Raw genomic sequence first — 20,845 nt, 5'->3', positions numbered from 1 at the left:
TGGCAAAAGCGGCTAGTTCAAGGGGCGACCGACTCCCGAACTGTCAGATATCTATCACTCAAGTGTCAGTTTGTGGCACTTGCCGATCCGGCAAACTGAGGAAGTGATAGATAACTGGCACTTTTGTGTTAGTTCGGCTCTCACTCGGAACGCGACGCTTCGCGACAGTGAGGACTTCTATGGGGCAATGGAAGTCAAGCCCTTTCGCGATCCGTTTTTCCGTTAGTTATCTCCCATTCGAGAGTGCGGCCAGGTTATCCACGGCCGGCCGGCGGGTCGCCTGCTACGACCACGACGCTGGCCGGCCGTGGATAACCTGGCCGATCAGATGTTTTGCAATCCTCCATATCAAGCGAGAACAGCAGTGAGGTCGGGGTGTCTGAAGTCCGGACACTTGACCGGACCAACCTATCCGTGCTGGCACGAGACCGGGCACCACATACCGCATGCGCAAGGCGCTGGAACTACCCCATTATGAACGCGCCCCATCTAGAACTACGGTTGCCTGCGAAGGTAACCCGCTTACTGTCCGGGCGCGCCGAACCTTCAAACGCTGTTGCCGCTCGACGTTGTCTACTCAGGTCGCTGCCACGTTCTTCGCAGGTGGCTTGAGGGTTGCTCCGAGGGGAATCTCACCGAATTCCAGATAGCGCCATAGCGCGACCGCCAGACGTCTGGCAAGTGCCACAATGCCGATGCGTCGCATACGCTTGCCGCCGCCTGCAAAGCGCTCGTTGAACCAGTCGCTTAGCTGGCTGCTGCGCTGGAAGCGCAACCAGCTCCACGCCAGTTCAACCATCAGCCATCGCGCTCGCTTGTTGCCGATCTTGCTGATGCCCTGCTCAACTTCACTGGTGCCGCTGGTATAGGGCGTCGGGGCCAAGCCCAGGCAGCCGGCCACTTCACGGCGGTTGTGAAAGTGCCGCCAACCGAACAGTTCCCTGATCAGGACCCAGGCACTGCCGGTGCCGATACCCGCAAGGCGGGCGAGCCGCGCAATCGCGGGTTGCGCACCGCTGCGCACCTCGCGCCGCTGCTGTACCTCGAGCGCCGTGATCTGCCTGGCAGCGAGCAACAGCCGTTCGAATTCGCATTCGATCTCGGCGCGCAGGGCTGGCAACAGCTGTGTGGTGTGCTGCGCCCACCAGTGCGCCCACGCGCGGCCACCGATTCGCTCGGGCCGCAGGTTGTGGAGGACCAGCAGCGAGCGGATGCGGTTGCTATGGGCAGTGCGCTCCTGCCGGAGGCGATCGAGTTCACGGTGTATCCGCCGCTCATCTTCCTGTTCGGGGGTGGGGATACGTGCGACCGCCCAAACCCGGCGCTCACCACCGTAGTAGCGCATCAGCATCGACAGCAGCTTGTCGCTATCGAGACGGTCGGTCTTGGCGCGACGTCTGCGCCGGTTGACTTCGATACTGGCTGAATCGACCACCAGGTTCGTGATCTGATGTGCTTCCAGGCAGCGGTGCAGCCAGAAGCCGTCATGCCCGGCTTCATAGCAGCTGCGCACCGGGGCATCGGTGGCCAGATGACAGCGCGCTTTGGCCTTTGCAATCGCCGTGAAGACTGCGGCCGTATCGCCAGCGGCCACTGTGCAGCGGCTCGGCGAGCGCACCCCATCGCCGAGCGAGAGCTTCCAGCTCTTGTCACCCAGTTCAAAGGCGACATACAGCGATCCGGTGATGGTTGTATCCTGCCCGTGAAGGGCCGTGCGAGGCGCATTCATTTGCGTACTCCTCTCGGGGAAAACGGGCGTCGGAATCCTCGTTTTACTCCAGGAGGCTTACTTCCGCGGCCCTTCCATAGTATCTAGGTGCCCATAAACCATGACCTATCGCACAGAAACGATCGCGAGGATCGTCGCAGAAATCTAGCCGAAACAGCTGTCATTTGATGACCTGGGATCTCCATTCGAGCCCGCCCCATACAACATGACTTTTCGGCTCAGTCGGATGGGGCTTCGTGACCCCCAGCCGGTTATGCGCGTAGTGAACGGTTTCCATCCGCGCGTTCCGACTAAACTTCATGCAGTAGTTCAGCTGAGAGGGCGATAAGTAAATCCACCCGTGCCTCGCAAAGGAACCGCATTCCTCTAATCGCACAGGCAGACGGACCGCTGGCGTTCGCGCTCACAGCGGGGTGAATTCGATGCTGCGGCATGCTCGAGCCGTCAAAGGGCGCCGTGTGGGGGCGGTAGGTTTGCCTTTGTAGTAGCTGGTGTCCTCATGCAACATCCGCTGCTTTCCCGTAGATTGAAGACGTTTATCGCGTGTCCGAGGAATTTGCTGGACGACGTCTAGCGGCAAGTCGTTGACTGTCGGTCCGAATGTGCGCCTGAAGGCACGCGGAGAATGCACGCCACCGTCTTCATTTCGCCAGCGGTCAGACCCGGCATCACGGCGATCAGTCGCTCAAGTGCCCGTTCAACCTTGATAGAGTCGGGATGGTAGGGGAGGAGGATTCCCCCGCGCGCTTTTTCCGGGCGCGCCGGGTTCACGGAATGAACATTGGAGCCAGCAGCGGGCCGCTGATTCGGGAGTCGAAGTCAAGGCCGCGATCGTGCCTTTGCTCGCGCAGCGCGTTGAGGGTCGCGGGTCTGACGGGTACGATCCGCTCCCGGTTGCCCTTGCCGTTACGTACAGTTGCCAGATCGCCGTGCCGTCGTCGAGCAGGGCAGGCGACATTTTCTCGCGGCAGGCGTTGGCCAGCCCCTCGCGTCGAAGCCCAGCAGCAGCGCGACCTGCACGGGACGCCGCTCCGGTGCTGCGTATTACGGGTCGGTGAAGATCCGGATGCGACGCCACAAGGTGGCGGGCAAGGCGCGGCCGACCGGTGTCGCGTCGATCCGCTCGCCAACGAAAGGATCAATCACGCCATCCGACGTATTTCCAGCGAGATATCGCACGGTCATGAACCAGGCGAAGGCGCTCGCGGAGTTCGCACCGCGTATTTCTGGGTGTCGGCGCTCGATTCTGCCGACGCAAATGGCCGCCACAAGCCTCTCGCACGCGGGGTTTTCGGGGCCACGAAGGACGGGTGTGGCACCGCGAGGAAATCCATGTGCGCCTGGCAGTTGTCAACCAGCAGTGAACTGAGCGGTTTGCGACGCACCGTGACCGACCACAGCAGGAAGCGTTCGAACGAGGGATACGAGCGCGCGCGACACATCGTCGACCAGCACATGCTCGGCCGCTGCACGCGTCGCGAACGTATCGCGCTGGACATGAGGTGCGAGGACGAGTCGCCAGTTCAAAAACTTGTCGCTGTGACCATATTGTGGCTGGCGCACGACGCCTCGGCCGACATCAACGCCGCAGGCCGCAGCCCATGCGTCGACGCTGCTACCAGCCGCTCGGCTTTATGGTGTCGGCGCTACAGTCGCGCGAATGCGATCGCCTCCGGCGTTCGGCCGACCGGTGGCGTCGTCTGATGCAACCCTACCGTTGCATTTACCTTTGCCACGCGTTCAGAGTGCAGCAGCTAGGGAAGGGCGGAGAACCAAGCAACGTCTCTCACGTTCGGATCGAACGGAGCGGTCCCGTTGAGCATGGCAGCGAACGATCTCCGACGTGCGAACCCTGGTCAGCGCGAACAGCTCCACGAAGCGGTCACGTCAATTCGCCGGTCGCCTGAGGTCGCGCAGCGATTGCATCGGGAAGGGAGCCAGGGCCCCGTGCGCGCACCGCAGAATTCTCCCGTCGCTTAGGCGGACGGGGCACTGCGTGCGCGTAAGCCAGGAGCTAGGCGCGGCCGCCCAAAGACATCGTGAGTTGAGTTCAGTTGACATTATGTCCCTGATGTCAACTCCGACGCGGCTCCCTTGGAGCGAGAAAGGCGTCCTGCGAAGCCCCGGCGCAATGGTCACGCGAGAGGTGCCCGATACGTCCTGACCTCATGCAGATTATCAGGTTCGTGAAACAATCAGAATAAAAGCCGCAGTTTCCATAAGCTACGGATTTTGCGCGAATAAATGAACGAATGGCGGCATTGTTTCACGATCAATGCGACGCACTTTGCATCGGGCGGGCTGAACCGGCGATTCTGCACCCTCATCTGGGGCGCCGCTCAAAGATTTGTAGCAGATACTACGTTTTCTGTAGTCGGGCGTATGGCCGGGCGGCCACGCGAAGATTGTCTCAAGGTGAGGTCTTTGTGCCGGCAGTGATATCGTGCGTGCCAATCGCGGGGGTGAGGGCTGCAGCGGATTTCGCTGCTGATGGTTGAACACGGGACATGCGGATGAGCCTGCATATGTTGATCGACTCGCCGAGGGCATGGAATGACAAATGGGACGAGAGGGGGCAACACCAACGTCGATCCCGGGCACCAAAAGAAATGGCCGATACACCAGCGCGCATGCCACCGGCGGTCGGGCTGCGCGTCTGCTGACTCAGCCTTGCTGGGCGAAGATCTTCCAGGTTTTTTTCTGGGTGGCGGCGTCGGCCGGTTCATGCACCGCGGTCCAGACGGAGGTCAGTGTCCGCCATCGACAGATCAAGCAGCATGCTGCAGTGATGCGGCATCTTCTTCGGGTTTCTGCTCGGATCGAGATGCGTGCAGGTTACACACATCCGGTGCGGCGGTATATGGCCTTGCACTTCCAGCTGGCGTACGGTCTTCAGCAGCGTGCGATAGAAGAGCGACTGCTCTTCATCGCGCAGCGTGCCGACTGCCTTCGCGAGGAAGCCCGGCCGTTGCGTAGCGCGCCTGGCCGCAGTGCGTCCCTTTGCATGCTTCAGCCGGATCCGGCAGCGTTGACATCAGACAGATGCAGCGATGTCATCGCGCAGCACTCATGGACCGCTTTGCCACATGCGCGCACTCTGTCGATAGCGACAACGAGCGTCTGGGCTCGGGCAGTCGTCCGACTGGACCCACCCGGCAAGCCTCACACGTGCGGTAACCGCAACGGTAGGGCGGGGCGCGGCGGCAGACCCGCTGCGTTCCATTGATCTGAAAAAGGTGACGCGACGCGGGCTGAACATGTGCAGGCTGATCCGCATGTCCCTGTTCGACCATCGGCACCCAGATCCGCCGCAGCCCTCGGCCCGCTTTCGACACGCACGATATCGCTTAGAGAACGACAATTATCTTGGGCGGCGCATTGACTCAAGATTTTTGCTACCAAGCGGTGGCGGTTGCCTCATGTAATTTGTTACCCGTCAGAATGCTGGCGGGGACGACTTATGACGAGGCGGCTCAGCATGACAACACGACGGGAATTGACTGAGGCAGTCGGTGAGCGGTACCGCCGTTCTGACCGGAACGAGAAGCGCGAGATACTGGACGAGTTTGTTCAGGTAACTGGGTATCACCGTAAGCATGCGATCCGTGTGCTGTGTCGCGAGCCTCTGCCTTCAAGGGCGAAGCCCGGTCCGCAGCGACGCTATGACGATGAGGTACGGGCCGCGCTGATCACGCTGTGGGAGGCTGCCGACCGGATCTGCGGCAAGCGACTGAAGGCGCTCATTCCAACGCTGATCGACTCGATGACACGGCATGGTCACCTGAGGTTATCGAAGGAGGTTCGCCAACGGCTGAACCAGATCAGCGCCGCCACCATTGACCGGCTGCTGCGTGACGTGCGCGAACAGGCTTTCGCGGGTCAACGCCGGCGCGCTGGCGGAATCGGCAATGCGATTCGTCGTGCGGTGCCAATCCGGACCTTCTCTGACTGGAATAATCCGCTACCCGGCTATCTCGAGGTTGATTTCGTCGAGCATTGCGGTGGCACCAAGATCGACGGCGACTTCGTGCATAGTTTCGTGATGACCGATATCGCGACCGGCTGGACCGAATGCCTGGCCATGCCTTACCGAAGCGGTGCGCTCGTCCTCGAGCACATCGAACGCGTTAGGCCTGCCTTGCCATTTCCGCTACGCGGCCTCGATTGTGACAACGATTCTGCCTTCATGAATGAGGCCGTCTTTGACTTCTGCAAGGCAACGGGTATCGAGCTGACGCGCTCGCGTGCATACAAAAAAAATGACCAGGCCTGGGTCGAGCAAAAGAATGGATCAGTCGTGCGCCGCCTCGTTGGCTATGGCAGGTTACGTGGACTTGAAGACACGGAAGCACTTGCCACCCTTTACGCGGTGTCGCGTCTGTACATCAACTTCTTCCAGCCTTCATTCAAGCTGAAATCCAAGACACGTCATGGCGCGAGAGTCACGAAGCGCTATGAAGCTCCCTTGACGCCCCTTGAGCGCATCCTGCGCTCGACGTCGGTGCCGGAAGCAACCAAACGCAGACTACGTGCCCAGTTTCGTGCGCTCGACCCGCTGGACCTCCTGAGCCGAATGCGCGAAGCGCAGCAGCACGTCGCGCAATGTAGCGAATCGGGCACGGCGCCAAAGGAGGCGAAAACACCTGGTCGCGTTTCCCTCGCGGATTTCCTGGCGAGTCTCGGGACAGCGTGGCAGGGCGGCGAGGTAAGACCCACGCATCATCGAAAAGCGCGCGTCCCCCATACCTGGCGCAGCCGCGAAGACCCGTTCGAGCACACCTGGCCGACAATACAGCAATGGCTCGAATCCGAGCCCGGCATCACGGCAAAGAAGCTACATGAGCGTCTCGTCGCCATGGCACCGGCGATGTATTCTGCTGCCCAGCTACGCACCCTGCAGCGTCGCGTCAAGGCATGGCGATCGAACCGCGCCAGGGAACTGGTGACCAGGATACTTGGCGACGCCGACGCGATGAAGGCTGGCGCCGCTACGCAGCGCCAGCCTTCATCGCAAAACAACCGGAAAGTGACAATTACCCGGGAGTAACATCATCCCGTGAGGCAACACGGCGGCCATCGTAATTGACAATCTACATCGCTGTCGGCACAAAGGTCCTCGCTGAAATCTCGTAACGCGTGACGTCCTGCGAGACTGGTGCATCCGGGAGCGCGCTCTTCAACTCGCGATTCGATCTGATCAAGCTCTGTACCGGCTTATCCACCTCTGCCGTGTCGGCGACCAGGACTCGCAGGAAAACGCCGACTGCATCGTCTCGCCGAGGGCGTGGAATAACAAAGGGGACGAAGGGCAACACGCCCAAGGCAGATCACGGTCCTCGACCCGGTCTCTGCTTCTTCGTGGTGCCGCCTGCGGAAAAGCATTTTTTCTGCAGGACTTCCGCTTGGTGGCGATTCGCATGTCCCTACAGCCGTTTCAGACAGGTGGACGTGAGACGGGAGAACCTGTAACCCGCGACTGTGCGCAGGCGCACAGGTCCGCCCAAGCCGGGTGAGGGGCCGGCAGATCATGATTCTCAACATCACTTTAATCAGGAATGCAGACTAGCATAACCGTCGGTACCCTATTCCGACGCACAATCCCAGACGGGCGTTCCACGCTGCGCCGCTGAGGCAGTTGTTTTCAGCCGCCATCACGCGACGGACGCCAGCGTCCAGCCACCAATGTCTATCCCGGGCGCAAACAGACCGGCCGTCCGCCAGCGTGCATGGCGCCGGCGGTCGAGCCGCGCCTCCGCTGGCTCAGCCTTGCTGCGCGAAGATCTTCCAGGTCTTTTTCTGCGTGGCGGCGTCGGCCGTTTCGTGCACGGGGCAGTCCAGGCGGAGATCCGTGTCGGCCATCGACAGATCAAGCAGCATGCAGTGATGCGGCGTTTTTTTCGGGTTTCTGCTCGGATCGAGATGCGTGCAGGTCACACACATCCGGTGCGGCGGAATATGGCCTTGCACTTCCAGCTGGCGTACGGTCTTCAGCAGCGTGCGATAAAAGAGCGACTGCTCTTCATCACGCAGTGTGGCGACGGCCTTCGCGAGGAAATCGGGCCATTGCGTGGCGCGCCTGGCCGCGGTGCGTCCCTTTGCCGTCAGGCGCAAGGCGAGCGCGCGGCCGTCGTCGAGCGCACGGCGCTTTTCCACCAGGCCCTTGGTCTCCAGCGTGCTCACGGCATCGCTCGTGGTCGCGGCCGTGAGCGCCGTTTCGCGGGCGATTTCGCCCAGACGCATCGGCCCCTTGCGCTGCATCAGCAGCACGAGGATTTCGCCTTGCGTCGGCGTCAAACCTGCGCCTTCCGCCCACCCCCATGCCTGGCTCCGCATGGCCGTGCTGAGTCGCAACAGGCTGTGGGTCACCCGCCCGGTTGCCTGCTCTCCATATACACTTTCGCTCATGGTTTTCCGTTCGTGGTCGACAGCATGCCGTGGTACGTCCACATCCGATATGCGATGACGGCGCACTGACAGTCTATGGAGCCTGCGTAGCCCGTACATCCGCTACGCCGACCCCTCTTATCCCAAAAAATGGTCGTGAATCGGCCCAGCTACGCCAGGAACATCTCAACTCTCATTTCGCAATCTGTGAGAACCGCAAGCTATGACCGATATTGTGCGCCTCACCGCGTGAGCAGATACGCGAACGCCAGCGTCGGCGAGAGTGACGCAAAATCACAATTGCTAAATACTACTACGTTTATAGACACAAGCGGGGAGGCGCTCGCATCATCGATGCATCTTGCCATGTGAGCGTCATGTCCGGTGCGCAGCGCATCGATGTGGACACGCATCAGGGGCCGTTGGCGCAGTTATCGCCTCAGGTACACCGTGCTGACCAATTGCTGCCTGCGCGCCAAGAGGACGAAGTGAACACTCCGCCCATGACTGAGCTGACGACGCGGATGCGTGTGTTCTGTCTCCCGCCATAAGTCTGTAGAGCATGAACTTTTTAGCGAATGCACATGCATGCATCGCTTGAGATTCATCGGAGGCATTCGATCAGCTGTGTTCCGCAGCGAACGGCTGCAGCCAAACACGCCTTGTCAATGAACGGTCGAACGGCGTACTGCGATGCATCTCGTGACCCATTCCTCGTGTGTTCTTCATTGGCGAAAGCGCCGCACCGTTCACGCAACTAACGATCTGCGCCTCGCTCCCACTACCTTAGCTTCGCCACCAACCGCCGGCACGCAAGGCGCGGCACCGTTCGGCGTCTCCCGCCCGCGCCGTCGCCGGTTCGTGCGCGACGAAACCGAAATGCGATAAGGTGTCCGTGATGTCCACACCCGGACGCCTCTCAAGGATGACGAATATGAACAAACAGGAACTGATTGATGCGGTTGCGAGCGCCACGGGCGAAAGCAAGGCGACTACGGCGCTGCCATCGACGCCGTGCTGGAATCGATTACGCAGGCCGTCACGCGTGGTCATACGGTGCAGCTTGTCGGTTTCGGGTCATTCTCGACGGGCGCACGTTCGGAACGCACGGGCCGCAATCCGGCGACGGGTGAAACCATCACGATCGCCGCGGCGAAGACCGTGAAGTCTACGGCGGGGAAGGCGTGCAAGGATGCGGTGAACGCAGCCTGACGCCCCGCGTTGAACTCGCGCCGGAGATCGTGGATGTCCTGTACGAGGCGTGTGCATGAAGGCGGACCCGGCACCCGCGTCGATCCGCGCCTGCACGCGGTTTTTTCAAAGACGCTCGCAAAACGTCTTGCACCGAGGATGTCGCGACGACTGTTGCTGCTTCAGATCAGTGCATCCGCCATTGCACACCGGTGGCAAGCGATAACTGCTTCCGCCCGGCTGATGCGATCACAATGCGCGTTATTTGTCAGGAGGCCGACCTCCGATTCGCGCGCCAGTGTGCAGTTCGATAAATGCGTGCTCGGGCACGCTTCTCGCCATACGTGAACGCTCCGTCATGGTAAATCGATTGAAAGGAGACGATTCCACTTAGCTACTTGGTTGTACTACGCAATGCGTAAGAGAAAATGCACAAAGGAAAAATTCCTATTAGATGGTAACTAGGTTTGGAGGATTCGATGAAAGGATGCGGTGTAATCGCAGCATCGGTATTGTCAGAATGTATGGTTCCCGCGATGGGGCAAAGCTCGACGCGAACAAAAAAGGAACGAGCTGGCGAAGCTTCGCGCTATCGAGGGGGCGTTATGAGCTGGCTGACTCGGGAACAGGCGTACGAGCATAGCAACGTCAGCGCCCTGGCACTGACGCAAATGATGGATGGGGCCACGAACGCTCGCTGCGAGAACTGGCAACGTCGTCGCGTACCTTAAAACACGCCCCGCTCTGTCGTGCGAGCACAACGATGCGTGCGGCTACGACCGCCTTGGAGGTGCATAGCCGCCGCCTACCGCGATTGTCCGCGGGCTTCTGGAAGTGCTGGTGCTTAACGGAGCGGACATCGGAGCAAAACCGCGCAGACATCCTGATCGTTCAGCTCGTACGCCGTCAGTCCAGTTTCCAGCGCCGTAGAGTTCTGTATCGGCCTGGGCAACGAAATTCACTGGTTTGTGAGGTTGATGCCGAGGCGTACGGCCGTATCCGGCTAGGTCACCTAGTACAAGATCCCTCAAATAGCTTTAATAATTATCCGGCTGCAAATAAGGCTGCAGGAGCGTGACGACGACCTCGGCCATCTCGTCGAGCGAACCTGTGCCCGGCAGCGGTTCCCATCGGCCGGTGTGGCTGCGAAAGGCGGCACTATAACGATTGCGGGGGAGCTCAATAAGGCGCGCCACAACAGTCGGTTCCTCATCATCGAGACGTTTGATCAGCAGGTGCCGCCCGTAGGCTTGTGTGACGGGCGAAGTGGAAGTGAAACCGCTGATCATGCCGCTGGTTGAACGCCTGCCCGACGGCCTGAGCGCGATGCGTATTGCGGTTGTCCCAAATCACGTGCACCTGTTTGCGCGGGTGCGCAACCGCCACGCGCTCCATGAAGGCGACTAGGTCGTCCCGGGTGCGCCGCTCGCGGCAGTCTGCCAGCACCTGACCGGTATGCACATCAAGCGCGGCAATCAGCGCCTGGGTGCCGTGCCGGATATATTCAAACTCCCGACGACGCAGCCGTCCCGGTGCTGGCGCACGCCCCGGGTGCTTGCGCTCGATGGCTTGAATGCCCGTCTTCTCGTCGATGTTGAGCACCACCGCATTTTTGGGCGCCTTGCGGTACAGCTTGCAAATCGCATTGACCCCTTCTCGCGAAAGGCCGGGTGGGGACTGTGTAGCCATTGCTGGACCCGGTGCGGTCGAACGCTTTCTTCGACAACTTCACTGGCGTTGCATGACGACCTTGGCTCATCTCGAAATGATAGCCAGGACAATTTAATAAAGCTATTTACGGGATGTTGTACTAGAGGCTTCGGATTCGCGGCGACAACCGGTTGGCAGCAGTGACCGGACTGACGGTAATCGTGAGCCACCACCGGCTGTTCTTGCTTAAATCGGTCAATCACCGCACCACCTGGCCGAACCCCGCCTGCCTCTGAAGCACCGGACACAGTCTCCTGCTTGCAACCGAAGTTCTGTTCATGAGCGTGAGGGGTAGGGAAAATACTATCAAGCCCTTTGTGTGCAAATCATTATAATCATTAATATTGTGAGTCTCAGGCCGCGGCGTCCTCAGGGCGAAGCCGTGATGCATCCGCGGTCCCGGTAAATGTTGGCTTAACGAAACAATGGACAAACTCTTCATGAACAAAGTCTCGTCGGGAAAAGTGGCAGAACACGTCGACGCGCGCGCATTCCTCGATAGCGAGTATGGCCGTCTCACCGAGGTGCTCGTATGCGATGCAATGTACTACGACTGGGCGCGTTCAAACACGATGGTTATCGGTTCGCTGGACGCAGGGAAGACCGCGGATGTTGCCGCCGCGATGAGCCAGCATCGAGAGTTGCGAGCTGCTCTCACCGAAGCTGGTGTCACCTGCCGTCTTCTTGAGCAGGACCCGCACTTGTTCTATCAAACTTATACGCGAGACAGCAGCGTGATGACACCCTTTGGCTTGCTTCTGTGCCAGATGGCTAGACCCGAGCGACAGGGGGAATGGGGGCCGATCGTCGATTTCTGCGCCTTGTGTGATATTCCGGTGTGGAAACGGGTGACTGCTGGAAGTCTCGAAGGCGGGGATGTCCAGATCCTGTCGCCGGGTCAGGTACTCATCGGCGTGAACGAAGTACGGACGACGTACGCGGCTGCCCAACAGGTTGCAGCGTGGTTTGCCGAGGCGGGCTGGCAAACTCGTTTTATCAAGGTACCTGCGTACTTCCTGCACCTCGACGTTCTGTTCAGTGTTGTCAACGACAAGGTGGCGCTGTGCGCCACAGATATTCTCGACCCGGACGACGTCGCGTGGCTGCGAGAACGGTATGAACTGATCGAGGTCGGCTACCGCGAGGTGATGAGCATGGGTGCCAATGCCGTCGCTCTTGGCGACGATCGGGTGCTTTCCTCAAAACAAAATCCTCGAATCAACGCTGCCTTGCGGGCACAAGGTTTTCACGTGTTCGATCCTGACCTCGAGCAATTTGTCATTGAGGGCGGCGCTGCGCATTGTCTGACCATGCCGCTTCGCCGGAGCCTTGTCGGGGGGGCGAAATGAGCAAAGTCGAATTTAAGGGCGGTACTACGATTGCCGCTCTGAAGTTGCCGAAGGTGCAGTATGGTCGAGGCGTATATGTCTTCGACACGACCGGGAAGCAATACATCGATGGCTCGTCTGGACCGGCCGTCTACAGTCTTGGACACGGGAATGAAGAGGTCAACGAGGCCGTCGCCGCGCAACTCAGACAGATCGCCCATGGCTACCGGTATCTGTTCACCAGCGACCCCTTGGAAGAGCTTTCCGAGCTTGTACGGGAGGCGTGTGGACCGGACTTAACGTCAATGGTCTTTGTATCCGGTGGGTCGGAGGCGGTCGAGTCGGCATTGAAGCTCGCCTTGCAGTATCACAGCGCGCTTGGCAACTCGAGCCGTCGACGCTTTATCTCGCGCCAGCGGTCATGGCACGGGAACACTCTTGGCGCCCTTTCCATATCCGGCTTTCTCGAACGCAGGGCACCCTTCGAGGGCGCTCTCATTCCCGCGTCGTTGATCAGTCCGGCCAACGAGTACCGGCCCCTCAATGACGTGCACGCGGATGAACTGGGCAGGGCCTGCGCCGACGAACTGGAACAGGAAATTCTGCGCATCGGCGCCGACAACGTTGCAGCGTTCGTATTTGAGCCCGTGGTCGGCGCTGCAGGTGGCGTCGTTCCCGCGCCGAAGGGCTATGCCAAGGCCGTCAGGGAAGTCTGCGACCGCCATGGGGTGCTGATGATCGCAGACGAGGTGATGTGTGGCTCCGGCCGATGCGGAACTTGGCGAGCACTGGAATTCGACGACGTGGTCCCCGACATCATGCCGATCGCGAAGGGACTGGGTGGAGGTTATATTCCACTGGGGGCGACCGTCTATACGAAGAAGGTCGCAGAAGTTATCAACGGCGCGTACGGTGGCCCGATGACGGGGCACACCTTCAGTGGCCATACGGCCGCGTGCGCCGCTGGCGCCGCTGTCCAGAAGATTATCAAGCGGGATCGTCTGATCGAACGCGTCCAGACCGCCGGGCGGCGGTTCGGCGAGATGCTCAGAGCAGAGTTGGCGGACATCGGAGCCGTCGGCGATATCCGCGGCCGCGGCTTTTTCTGGGGCGTTGAATTTGTGGAAGACCGGGAGCGCAAGACACCGTTCGCCGCCGAAAAGCAACTCTATCTCAAGGTCAGGCAGAGATCGCTCGCGAACGGACTAATCTGCTACCCGTCTGGCGGCAATGTCGACGGAGTATTGGGTGACACGGTCATACTTGCGCCGCCCTATATTGCTACGGATAGCGAACTTGCTGAGATCGTCGAAAAGTTCGCGAGATCGTCCCGTGAGGCTCTTACTGAGCTCGGAAGGTGAGATCTGTACACGACCCGCGAAACTGGAAATCACGCGCATCAGACCCTGACTGTATTCAACAAAATCGGTGAACATCATGAAAAAGCTTCACGTTTTGCTGGCTGTCGTCATTAGTTTCATTGTCCTGCCGTCGCTTTCATTCTCCAAGGACATCGCGACGATTCGGTTCGGCACATCCCCCGACTATCCGCCCTTCGAATCCAAGTCGCCTGACGGCAAGCTCGTCGGCATCGATATTGATCTAGGGAACGCGGTGTGTGCCCAGTTGCACGCGAAATGTGAATGGGTCGAAGGGGATTTCGACGGTCTGATTCCCAGCCTGAAAGCGAGAAAAATCGATGTGATTCTCTCGGGGATGATGGCAACCGAGCAGCGAAAAAAGGAAATCGACTTTAGCGACAAGCTGTACAGCGCGCATAGCCGGCTCCTGGTGTCCAAGGCAAGCACGTTGCAACCCATCGCTGAGAGTCTGCGGGGCAAGAGCGTCGGTGTCTTGCAGGGCTCCGTAGAGGAGACCATCGCAAAAGCGCAGTGGGCTAATTCGGGCGTGACGGTCGTCCCGTATGCCAACCAGGACCAGGCGCTCGCAGACCTTGTAAATGGCCGTTTGGATGGCGTTCTGGTGGAGCAGATCCAGGCTGGTGTGGGCTTTCTCAAGACCGAGCGGGGTCGCGGGTTCAAGTTTGCCGGAGGACCTATCGTGGTGAACGGCATCGCTGACTATACCGCCATGGGCCTTCGCAAGGACGACCCCAGTCTCAGGCAGTCCATCAACGACGCGCTGCAAAAGATCCGGTCCGATGGAACGTACACGACCATCACTCACAAGTACGTTGACTTCGACATCTCGAAATAACTACCTGTACTGAGAAAGAATTCCATCTGCTGAATAGAGCGGGAAACACCGGAAGGCATCGAAAATGTATAGCGATAGAGGTGCAACGTGAGCGACAGTATCCTGACGCTGTCTGATCTGAGAATTGACGGTCACCGACTTTGGCGCAGTCTGATGGACCTTGCGAAGATCGGTGCAACGGAGAAGGGCGGAGTCTGTCGACTGGCCCTGACACAACTGGACAAGGAAGCCCGAGATCTGATTGTCCGTTGGGCAACCGAACTTGGTTGTACTGTACGAATCGACAAAATCGGAAACATCGTAGCTCGCCGCCCTGGAACGAACCCCGAAGTGCCCCCGGTAATGACGGGAAGTCACATCGACACGCAACCGACTGGCGGGAAGTTCGACGGAAATTATGGCGTTCTTGCAGGTCTTGAAGTGCTGCGAACATTTAACGACCACGGACTAAGGACCATTGCGCCAGTGGAAGTCGTCGTATGGACGAATGAAGAGGGATCCCGGTTTGTTCCAGTGATGATGGGATCCGGCGTGGCAAGCGGGGCCTTTTCACTCGAGTACGCGCTTTCTCGCGAAGACTCGGACCAGATATCAGTCGAGGATGCACTGAAGTCTATTGGCTATCAAGGTTGCATTGAGCCATCGTACTCGCCAAAAGCATATTTCGAGGCGCATATCGAGCAGGGTCCGGTTCTCGAAACGGCGGCCTGTACGGTCGGTGTCGTCACCGGAGCGCTGGGTCAGCGATGGTACAACGTCAAGGTTCAAGGGCAGGAAGCTCACGCCGGTCCAACTCCAATGAATCTGCGTCGGGATGCCTTGCTTGTCGCGGCTGACCTCGTCAAAGGGGTCAATCAGATCGCGACCGGGTCTTCCACGAACGCGCGGGGAACTGTCGGCTGTATGTCTCTGTTCCCGAATTCAAGGAACGTCATTCCAGGCCAGGTGGCAATGACTGTCGACCTTCGTGCCGATTCTGCCGAGCTCCTTGACTTACTGGACACGCAGTTCCGAGAGCTATGCTCGGAATGTGAATTGCCTGTCGAAGTCGAACAGGTCGTTCATTTCCCTCCTCAGCCCTTCGACAGCTTCCTTGTGGATTCGGTCAGGCGGAAAAGCGCAGATCTTGGTTATCCGTCGATGGATCTGCTTAGTGGTGCCGGACACGATGCGGTTTATCTGGCCAGCGTAGCACCTACCGCGATGATCTTCGTTCCTTGCGAGGGCGGGATCAGTCATAACGAAATCGAGAACGCATCTCCAAAGGACCTGGAGGCAGGGGCCAACGTCTTGCTCCAGATGATTATCGAAGCAGCGGGAGTTGACGACGCATAGTCGCCGGCGATGCTGGCACACTCCGCTTGCGCCGCTGCGGCAGGAGATGGGCCATAGTGCCAACCTTATGATCTGCGAGAGGCGGGGCCGCGTCAGTATCCATCGCTCAACAGGCGAGGGTGCTGAGGCGGAGCACTGCCTGCCTGGACGCAGACTTCCTGCTGAGACACAGGATGAGTATTTTATGAACACATTAAGCATACGCGACATCACGAAAAATTTTGGCGAACATTCCGTACTCAAAGGTGTGTCCATGGAGGCGCGCGCGGGAGACGTGATCAGCCTGATCGGCTCTTCTGGGTCGGGCAAAAGCACGTTCCTCCGTTGCATCAATTTCCTGGAGAGCCCCAGCGGAGGCACCATCAAGTTGCACGATGAGGAGATCCAAACCTTCCCCAACGCCCGCGGTGATCTCATCGTCAGAGACAAAAAGCAGCTGCAACGATTGAGAGCTCGACTCGGAATGGTCTTTCAGCATTTCAATCTCTGGGCGCATATGACGGTGCTGGAAAACGTGACGGAGGCTCCGCATCGTGTCGCAAAGGTCAGCCGTTCGGAAGCGCGCGAATGCGCGCTCCGCTATCTCGAGAAAGTCGGCATGCCGCGGACCCATTGCGACGCGTATCCATCGCACTTGTCCGGGGGGCAGCAACAACGGGTTGCAATCGCGCGTGCCCTTGCCATGGAACCAGACGTCCTCCTCTTTGATGAACCGACGTCGGCGCTCGATCCCGAACTCGTCGGCGGGGTTCTCAGGGTCATGCAGGGACTAGCGGAAGAGGGGAGAACGATGGTCCTGGTGACACATGAAATGGAATTTGCCAGGTCGGTGTCAAGCCGTGTCATGTTCCTTGAACAAGGGCGAGTCGAAGAGGAGGGCGCTCCCGAAGAGATCTTCGTTCGCCCCCAAAGTCCGCGACTCCAGCGCTTCCTCTCGGGCAGTCTCAAATGAACCTATGTGGATCACAAGGCGATTCCTGGATCAGAAGGAGCAGGGCATGCTAAGCGGTTATGGCACAGAAATATTTTGTGGCGCCCTGGAGACGCTGAGACTGTCACTGCTATCGCTTGTCGTGGCGTTTCTCGTCGGGCTCCTCGGCGCGACGGCCAAGCTGTCCGGAAACCGGCTAAGCTTCTTCCTGTCCACCTGCTACACCACGATCATCCGGGGGGTCCCCGATCTTGTACTGATGTTGCTGACGTTTTACAGCATTCAAATCGCGTTGAACGTGGCGACCGACCGCTTCGGTGCAGCGCAGGTTGACATCAGTCCGTTCTGGGCGGGCTCCGTGACAATTGGTCTGGTGTACGGAGCATATTTCGTCGAGACTTTTCGAGGGGCCTATCTGTCAATCAGCCGGGGGCAGATTGAGGCGGCGATGGCGTACGGGATGACCTATTGGACTGCATTTAAACGGATCGTCTTTCCGCAACTTATGTTGCACGCTTTACCTGGAATCAGTAACAACTGGCAGGTTATCGTGAAGGCAACAGCGCTGGTATCGATTATCGGGCTATCAGACCTTGTCAAGGCTGCGCAGAATGCCGGACGCAGTACCTTCAACAGTTTCTTCTTCATGCTGGTTGCAGCCGGTGTCTATCTGGTCCTGGCTGCGATTTCTACAGTCGCGCTTGACCGGCTGCAGCGCCACTACTCCAGACATGCTCGAGGCGCCTCACGATGATTGACTTACTTCGACAGTATTGGCTACCTCTACTTGTCTTCGACGGTGATCACTTTAGCGGACTGGTAGTGACGCTATGGTTGCTTGTTCTTTCAGTCGCGTTTGGTTTCGTACTTGCGGTGCCTCTTTCCATTGCGCGAAATTCGTCCAATCGATATGTTTCCGGGACGGTAAAGGCATACACATTCGCGATCCGCGGGACGCCACTCTATGTGCAGTTGCTGTTGATCTACACTGGAATATATGGCCTCGAATTTGTGAGGGCAAGCGACATTCTGAGTGCTTTCTTCAGAAGTGGTATGAACTGCACAGTTTTGGCATTTTCACTGAGTACCTCAGCCTACACTACGGAACTATTCGCAGGCGCAATGCGGACCATTCCTCATGGGGAGATAGAGGCCGCAAGAGCCTTTGGAATGTCATCAGGCGCGATCTACCGTGTCGTGATAATCCCGGCTATGCTTCGCCGCGCATTGCCGATGTACAGCAATGAGATCATCCTTATGTTGCATGCCACGACGCTTGCTTTCACCGCGACGGTGCCGGAGCTCATGAAGGTCGTGCGAGACATGAACTCGGCGACGTACATGACGTTCTCTAGCTTCACGATCGCTGCGCTGATATACCTATCGATATCATTTTTGCTGATCGGTGCATTCAAGAAAGCCGAGAAAAAATGGCTGGCGTTCCTCGCGCCAAGGTCGACCGGTGCAGGTCGTGTGACGAATTGTCTATCCACACGCCGCAGTCAGCGCTTTATGGGACATTTCCTGACGCTGCTTCCGATAAGGTGGCCTCTGAAGCCTCTCCGCCGCGATTCGGAATAGGGAATGGTTTCGTGTGACCGTAAAACCTTTATCGTCAAGCGAATCATTAATCGATGGATGACGGAGTTTTCTGGCGCGTTTATTGGCAGTCTGCCTTGCGCGTTTGAATCAAAGGAGTTGCCGCAATGTTGAAAACTACCATGGACCTGGTCGGTTACAGCGATCGACTCTCGGCCGTATCGGGCGAATCCATCGCCTTCAAGGTATCCAGCCGCCTGGAGTCCCCCTTCACGGCGCGACTTGTTCGAGTGATCCATGCAGACGTCAATCCTGCGGGGCCTGGCTTGCGTATGGTTGACCTGGGCCACATCTATTCGACCAACGCACCATCGGTCGAGCAGTTGATTCATCGAGGTTCCTGGATTCATGTACCTGGCGTACCGTGGCCTAACCCTGACAATGACTGGTCAATTTCTGTCCGGGTGTTGCCGACGTTAGCAAAGAACGGCTCACAGTGCATTATGTCGCAGTGGGACTCGAACAAGGCACAAGGATGGCAGATTGGTATCGATGGCGAGGGGGCCACTGCAACCTGGTCCAACGACAGTGGTTTAACTGTGAATCTGCGCGCGAATTGCCCGGTGGGAGCCCGATGGGCGGGTATTTCCCTCTGTTTCGACGCCAGGACGCGAAAGCTGAAGCTGTCTTTTACGCCGATTGATTCGCGCTACATCGGCTCGGAAACAGTTGCAACCGTGCCTACCGGTGGTTGGAGCGCTCCCGCGCCTGCCGTTGCAATCGCGGCTCTCTCCGCCGATGCGCCAACGCTCCATTTCAATGGGCGTATCGAAGCACCGCGAATCCACGCTGGTTCGATGGTGATCGCAGCATGGGATTTCGCGCTTGGAATTGATACGGGAGACGTATTTGACTGCGGTCCGGGTGCCCATCACGGCCGGATCGTTAATCTTCCTACGCGCGCAGTTCGCTCCTCGAATTGGACCGGCCGCGAGTTCTGTTGGCGTGCTGCGCCGGATGAGTATGCGGCGATTCATTTTCATCAGGAAGATATTGACGACGTCAATTGGGAAACGTCCTTTACCTTCACTGTTCCTGACGACCTTCCTTCCGGTTCTTACGCGATGGCACTTGCAGACGACCGGGGAGTTGATCGCGACTGGCTACCATTCTGGGTGAGCGCACGTCCCGGACGGCCGGGCCACGAACTCGCGATCGTCATACCGACGTACACCTATCAGGCTTACGCAAACTTTGCGCGCGGTAACTTTGATGAAGATTTCCGCGCCAAGGTGAATGCGTGGCAAGCATATCCACATAATCCGGACGATCATCCGGAAGTTGGATTATCAACCTACAACCTGCACGCTGACGGCAGCGGCGTCGCCTTTTCTACCCGTCTGCGGCCCATGCTGACGATGCGCCCTGGTTTCATGACATTCAATGAACCTCGCGGATCAGGCTGCAGACACTACATTGCTGATCACTATCTGCTGGACTGGCTCGAACACGAGGGTATCGGGTTTGACATCGTGACGGACGACGACCTCGAGCGTCACGGTCAGGCTATGCTCGAACCTTATCGCGCGGTCCTCACAGGCACCCATCCTGAGTACCACACTGAGCGCACACTCGACGCCATTGAGGGATACCTGAAGCAGGGAGGCAATCTTGCCTATCTTGGGGGCAACGGGTTCTACTGGAAAATTGCCCTATCCGAACTGTTTCCCGGCGCGCTTGAGCTACGCCGTGGCAACAACGGGATCCGGAACTGGACCAGTTTGCCGGGCGAACTTCATAACGCATTCGATGGTCGACTGGGAGGCCTTTGGCGTGACAGCGGCCGACCTCCGCAGCGGCTGGTTGGTATTGGATTCTCGGCGCAGGGGCCTTTCGAAGGCTCGTACTATCGCGTTCACGATCACGCGCGTGAACAGCCTGGAGGCTGGCTGCTTGATGGCGTCTCTTCGGGAATCATCGGGGATTACGGACTCTCGGGGGGCGGTGCAGCAGGGTTTGAACTCGACTCGACTTCAACCATTGCGGGTTCGCCAGAGCAATACACTCTCCTCGCGACATCCGAACGGCATTCATCGGCATTCGGTGCCGCGCTCGACGCACTCACCGCGCATGACGAGTCGCTCGATCACGGCCCACTTGCGTCGTTGATCAAGGCCGAGATGATCTGGTACGAGACAGGTTGGGGAGGATCCGTCTTTTCGGTGGGGTCGATCACCTGGTGCGGCAGCCTTTCACACAACAGGTACTGCAACGACGTTGCAAAAATCATGAAGAACTACGCGATGCGCATGACGCGGCGCGACGCCTAGTCCCGGAAGTTTCAGCGGGCGACCGCATCCATCCGGGGATGGCCGCACGACGTTCTTTCACCACAGTGGCTCCCGGCTCAAATGCCGGTAGCTGCTGCTGACGCCTGGTTCCAGTTCGTGGCATCGCCCACAAGGGATCCACTGCGTTTTG

Annotated in this window: 11 protein-coding genes and 4 pseudogenes; 11 read left to right on the top strand and 4 right to left on the bottom strand. The window is 58.7% G+C overall.

All coding sequences use genetic code 11. The annotated features are described in order from the left end of the window. Nucleotides 1–577 precede the first annotated feature (577 nt). On the bottom strand, nucleotides 578–1,729 hold the full coding sequence (locus AABE10_RS30045; protein WP_342936784.1) for an IS110 family transposase: 1,152 nt from the start codon (nucleotides 1,727–1,729) through the stop codon (nucleotides 578–580). 1,332 nt (nucleotides 1,730–3,061) lie between these two features. On the opposite strand from AABE10_RS30045, the gene AABE10_RS30040 reads away from it, so the two are divergent. Next, the gene (locus tag AABE10_RS30040; protein ID WP_342936783.1) at nucleotides 3,062–3,433 is read left to right on the top strand and encodes a hypothetical protein; all 372 of its coding nucleotides are present in this window, start codon (nucleotides 3,062–3,064) and stop codon (nucleotides 3,431–3,433) included. A gap of 960 nt (nucleotides 3,434–4,393) precedes the next feature. Here AABE10_RS30040 and AABE10_RS30035 read toward each other — a convergent pair. Beyond that, a pseudogene (locus AABE10_RS30035) lies at nucleotides 4,394–4,733 on the bottom strand (MarR family transcriptional regulator); the annotation flags it as partial. Nucleotides 4,734–5,207: 474 nt separating this feature from the next. On the opposite strand from AABE10_RS30035, the gene AABE10_RS30030 reads away from it, so the two are divergent. Then, nucleotides 5,208–6,776, top strand: a complete 1,569-nt coding sequence (locus tag AABE10_RS30030) for a transposase family protein (protein ID WP_342936782.1) — start codon at nucleotides 5,208–5,210, stop codon at nucleotides 6,774–6,776. A 713-nt stretch (nucleotides 6,777–7,489) separates the two neighbouring features. Here AABE10_RS30030 and AABE10_RS30025 read toward each other — a convergent pair. Then, on the bottom strand, nucleotides 7,490–8,134 hold the full coding sequence (locus tag AABE10_RS30025) for a MarR family winged helix-turn-helix transcriptional regulator (RefSeq protein ID WP_342936798.1): 645 nt from the start codon (nucleotides 8,132–8,134) through the stop codon (nucleotides 7,490–7,492). Between the two features lie 913 nt (nucleotides 8,135–9,047). Between AABE10_RS30025 and AABE10_RS30020 the strand changes: the two are divergent. After that, nucleotides 9,048–9,325: pseudogene (locus AABE10_RS30020) on the top strand (HU family DNA-binding protein). A gap of 1,203 nt (nucleotides 9,326–10,528) precedes the next feature. On the opposite strand, the pseudogene AABE10_RS30015 reads toward AABE10_RS30020, so the two are convergent. Next, nucleotides 10,529–11,016 (bottom strand): annotated as a pseudogene (locus AABE10_RS30015) (transposase); the annotation flags it as partial. A gap of 438 nt (nucleotides 11,017–11,454) precedes the next feature. Here AABE10_RS30015 and AABE10_RS30010 point away from each other — a divergent pair. The 8 genes and pseudogenes from AABE10_RS30010 (at nucleotide 11,455) to AABE10_RS29975 (ending at nucleotide 20,694) form a co-directional block, all read left to right on the top strand. Then, nucleotides 11,455–12,363 carry a dimethylarginine dimethylaminohydrolase family protein gene (locus tag AABE10_RS30010; protein ID WP_342936781.1) on the top strand — a complete coding sequence of 303 codons (909 nt, stop codon included), beginning with the start codon at nucleotides 11,455–11,457 and terminating at the stop codon, nucleotides 12,361–12,363. Then, entirely contained in the window at nucleotides 12,360–13,703 is a 1,344-nt protein-coding gene (locus tag AABE10_RS30005; RefSeq protein ID WP_342936780.1) for an aspartate aminotransferase family protein, read from the top strand. The genes AABE10_RS30010 and AABE10_RS30005 overlap by 4 nt, the downstream gene beginning before the upstream one ends. Nucleotides 13,704–13,779: 76 nt before the next feature. Next, a complete protein-coding gene (locus tag AABE10_RS30000; RefSeq protein WP_342936779.1) occupies nucleotides 13,780–14,559 on the top strand; it encodes a transporter substrate-binding domain-containing protein in 780 nt (259 codons plus the stop codon). An 87-nt stretch (nucleotides 14,560–14,646) separates the two neighbouring features. Continuing rightward, entirely contained in the window at nucleotides 14,647–15,894 is a 1,248-nt protein-coding gene (locus AABE10_RS29995) for a Zn-dependent hydrolase (RefSeq protein WP_342936778.1), read from the top strand. A gap of 184 nt (nucleotides 15,895–16,078) precedes the next feature. After that, entirely contained in the window at nucleotides 16,079–16,846 is a 768-nt protein-coding gene (locus AABE10_RS29990; protein WP_342936777.1) for an ABC transporter ATP-binding protein, read from the top strand. Nucleotides 16,847–16,892: 46 nt separating this feature from the next. Further along, nucleotides 16,893–17,579, top strand: coding sequence for an ABC transporter permease subunit (locus AABE10_RS29985; RefSeq protein WP_342936776.1), 687 nt, complete (start codon nucleotides 16,893–16,895; stop codon nucleotides 17,577–17,579). Beyond that, nucleotides 17,576–18,283: pseudogene (gene hisM, locus AABE10_RS29980) on the top strand (histidine ABC transporter permease HisM); the annotation flags it as partial. The gene AABE10_RS29985 and the pseudogene hisM, both read left to right, overlap by 4 nt. 248 nt (nucleotides 18,284–18,531) lie before the next feature. Then, nucleotides 18,532–20,694, top strand: coding sequence for a N,N-dimethylformamidase beta subunit family domain-containing protein (locus AABE10_RS29975; protein WP_342936775.1), 2,163 nt, complete (start codon nucleotides 18,532–18,534; stop codon nucleotides 20,692–20,694). The last annotated feature ends 151 nt before the right edge of the window (nucleotides 20,695–20,845 follow it).

The organism is Paraburkholderia diazotrophica (assembly GCF_038900755.1).
Taxonomy (GTDB): domain Bacteria; phylum Pseudomonadota; class Gammaproteobacteria; order Burkholderiales; family Burkholderiaceae; genus Paraburkholderia; species Paraburkholderia diazotrophica_A.
The sequence above is the reverse complement of the archived record's forward strand: the minus strand, read 5'-3'. Positions and strand labels throughout refer to the sequence as shown.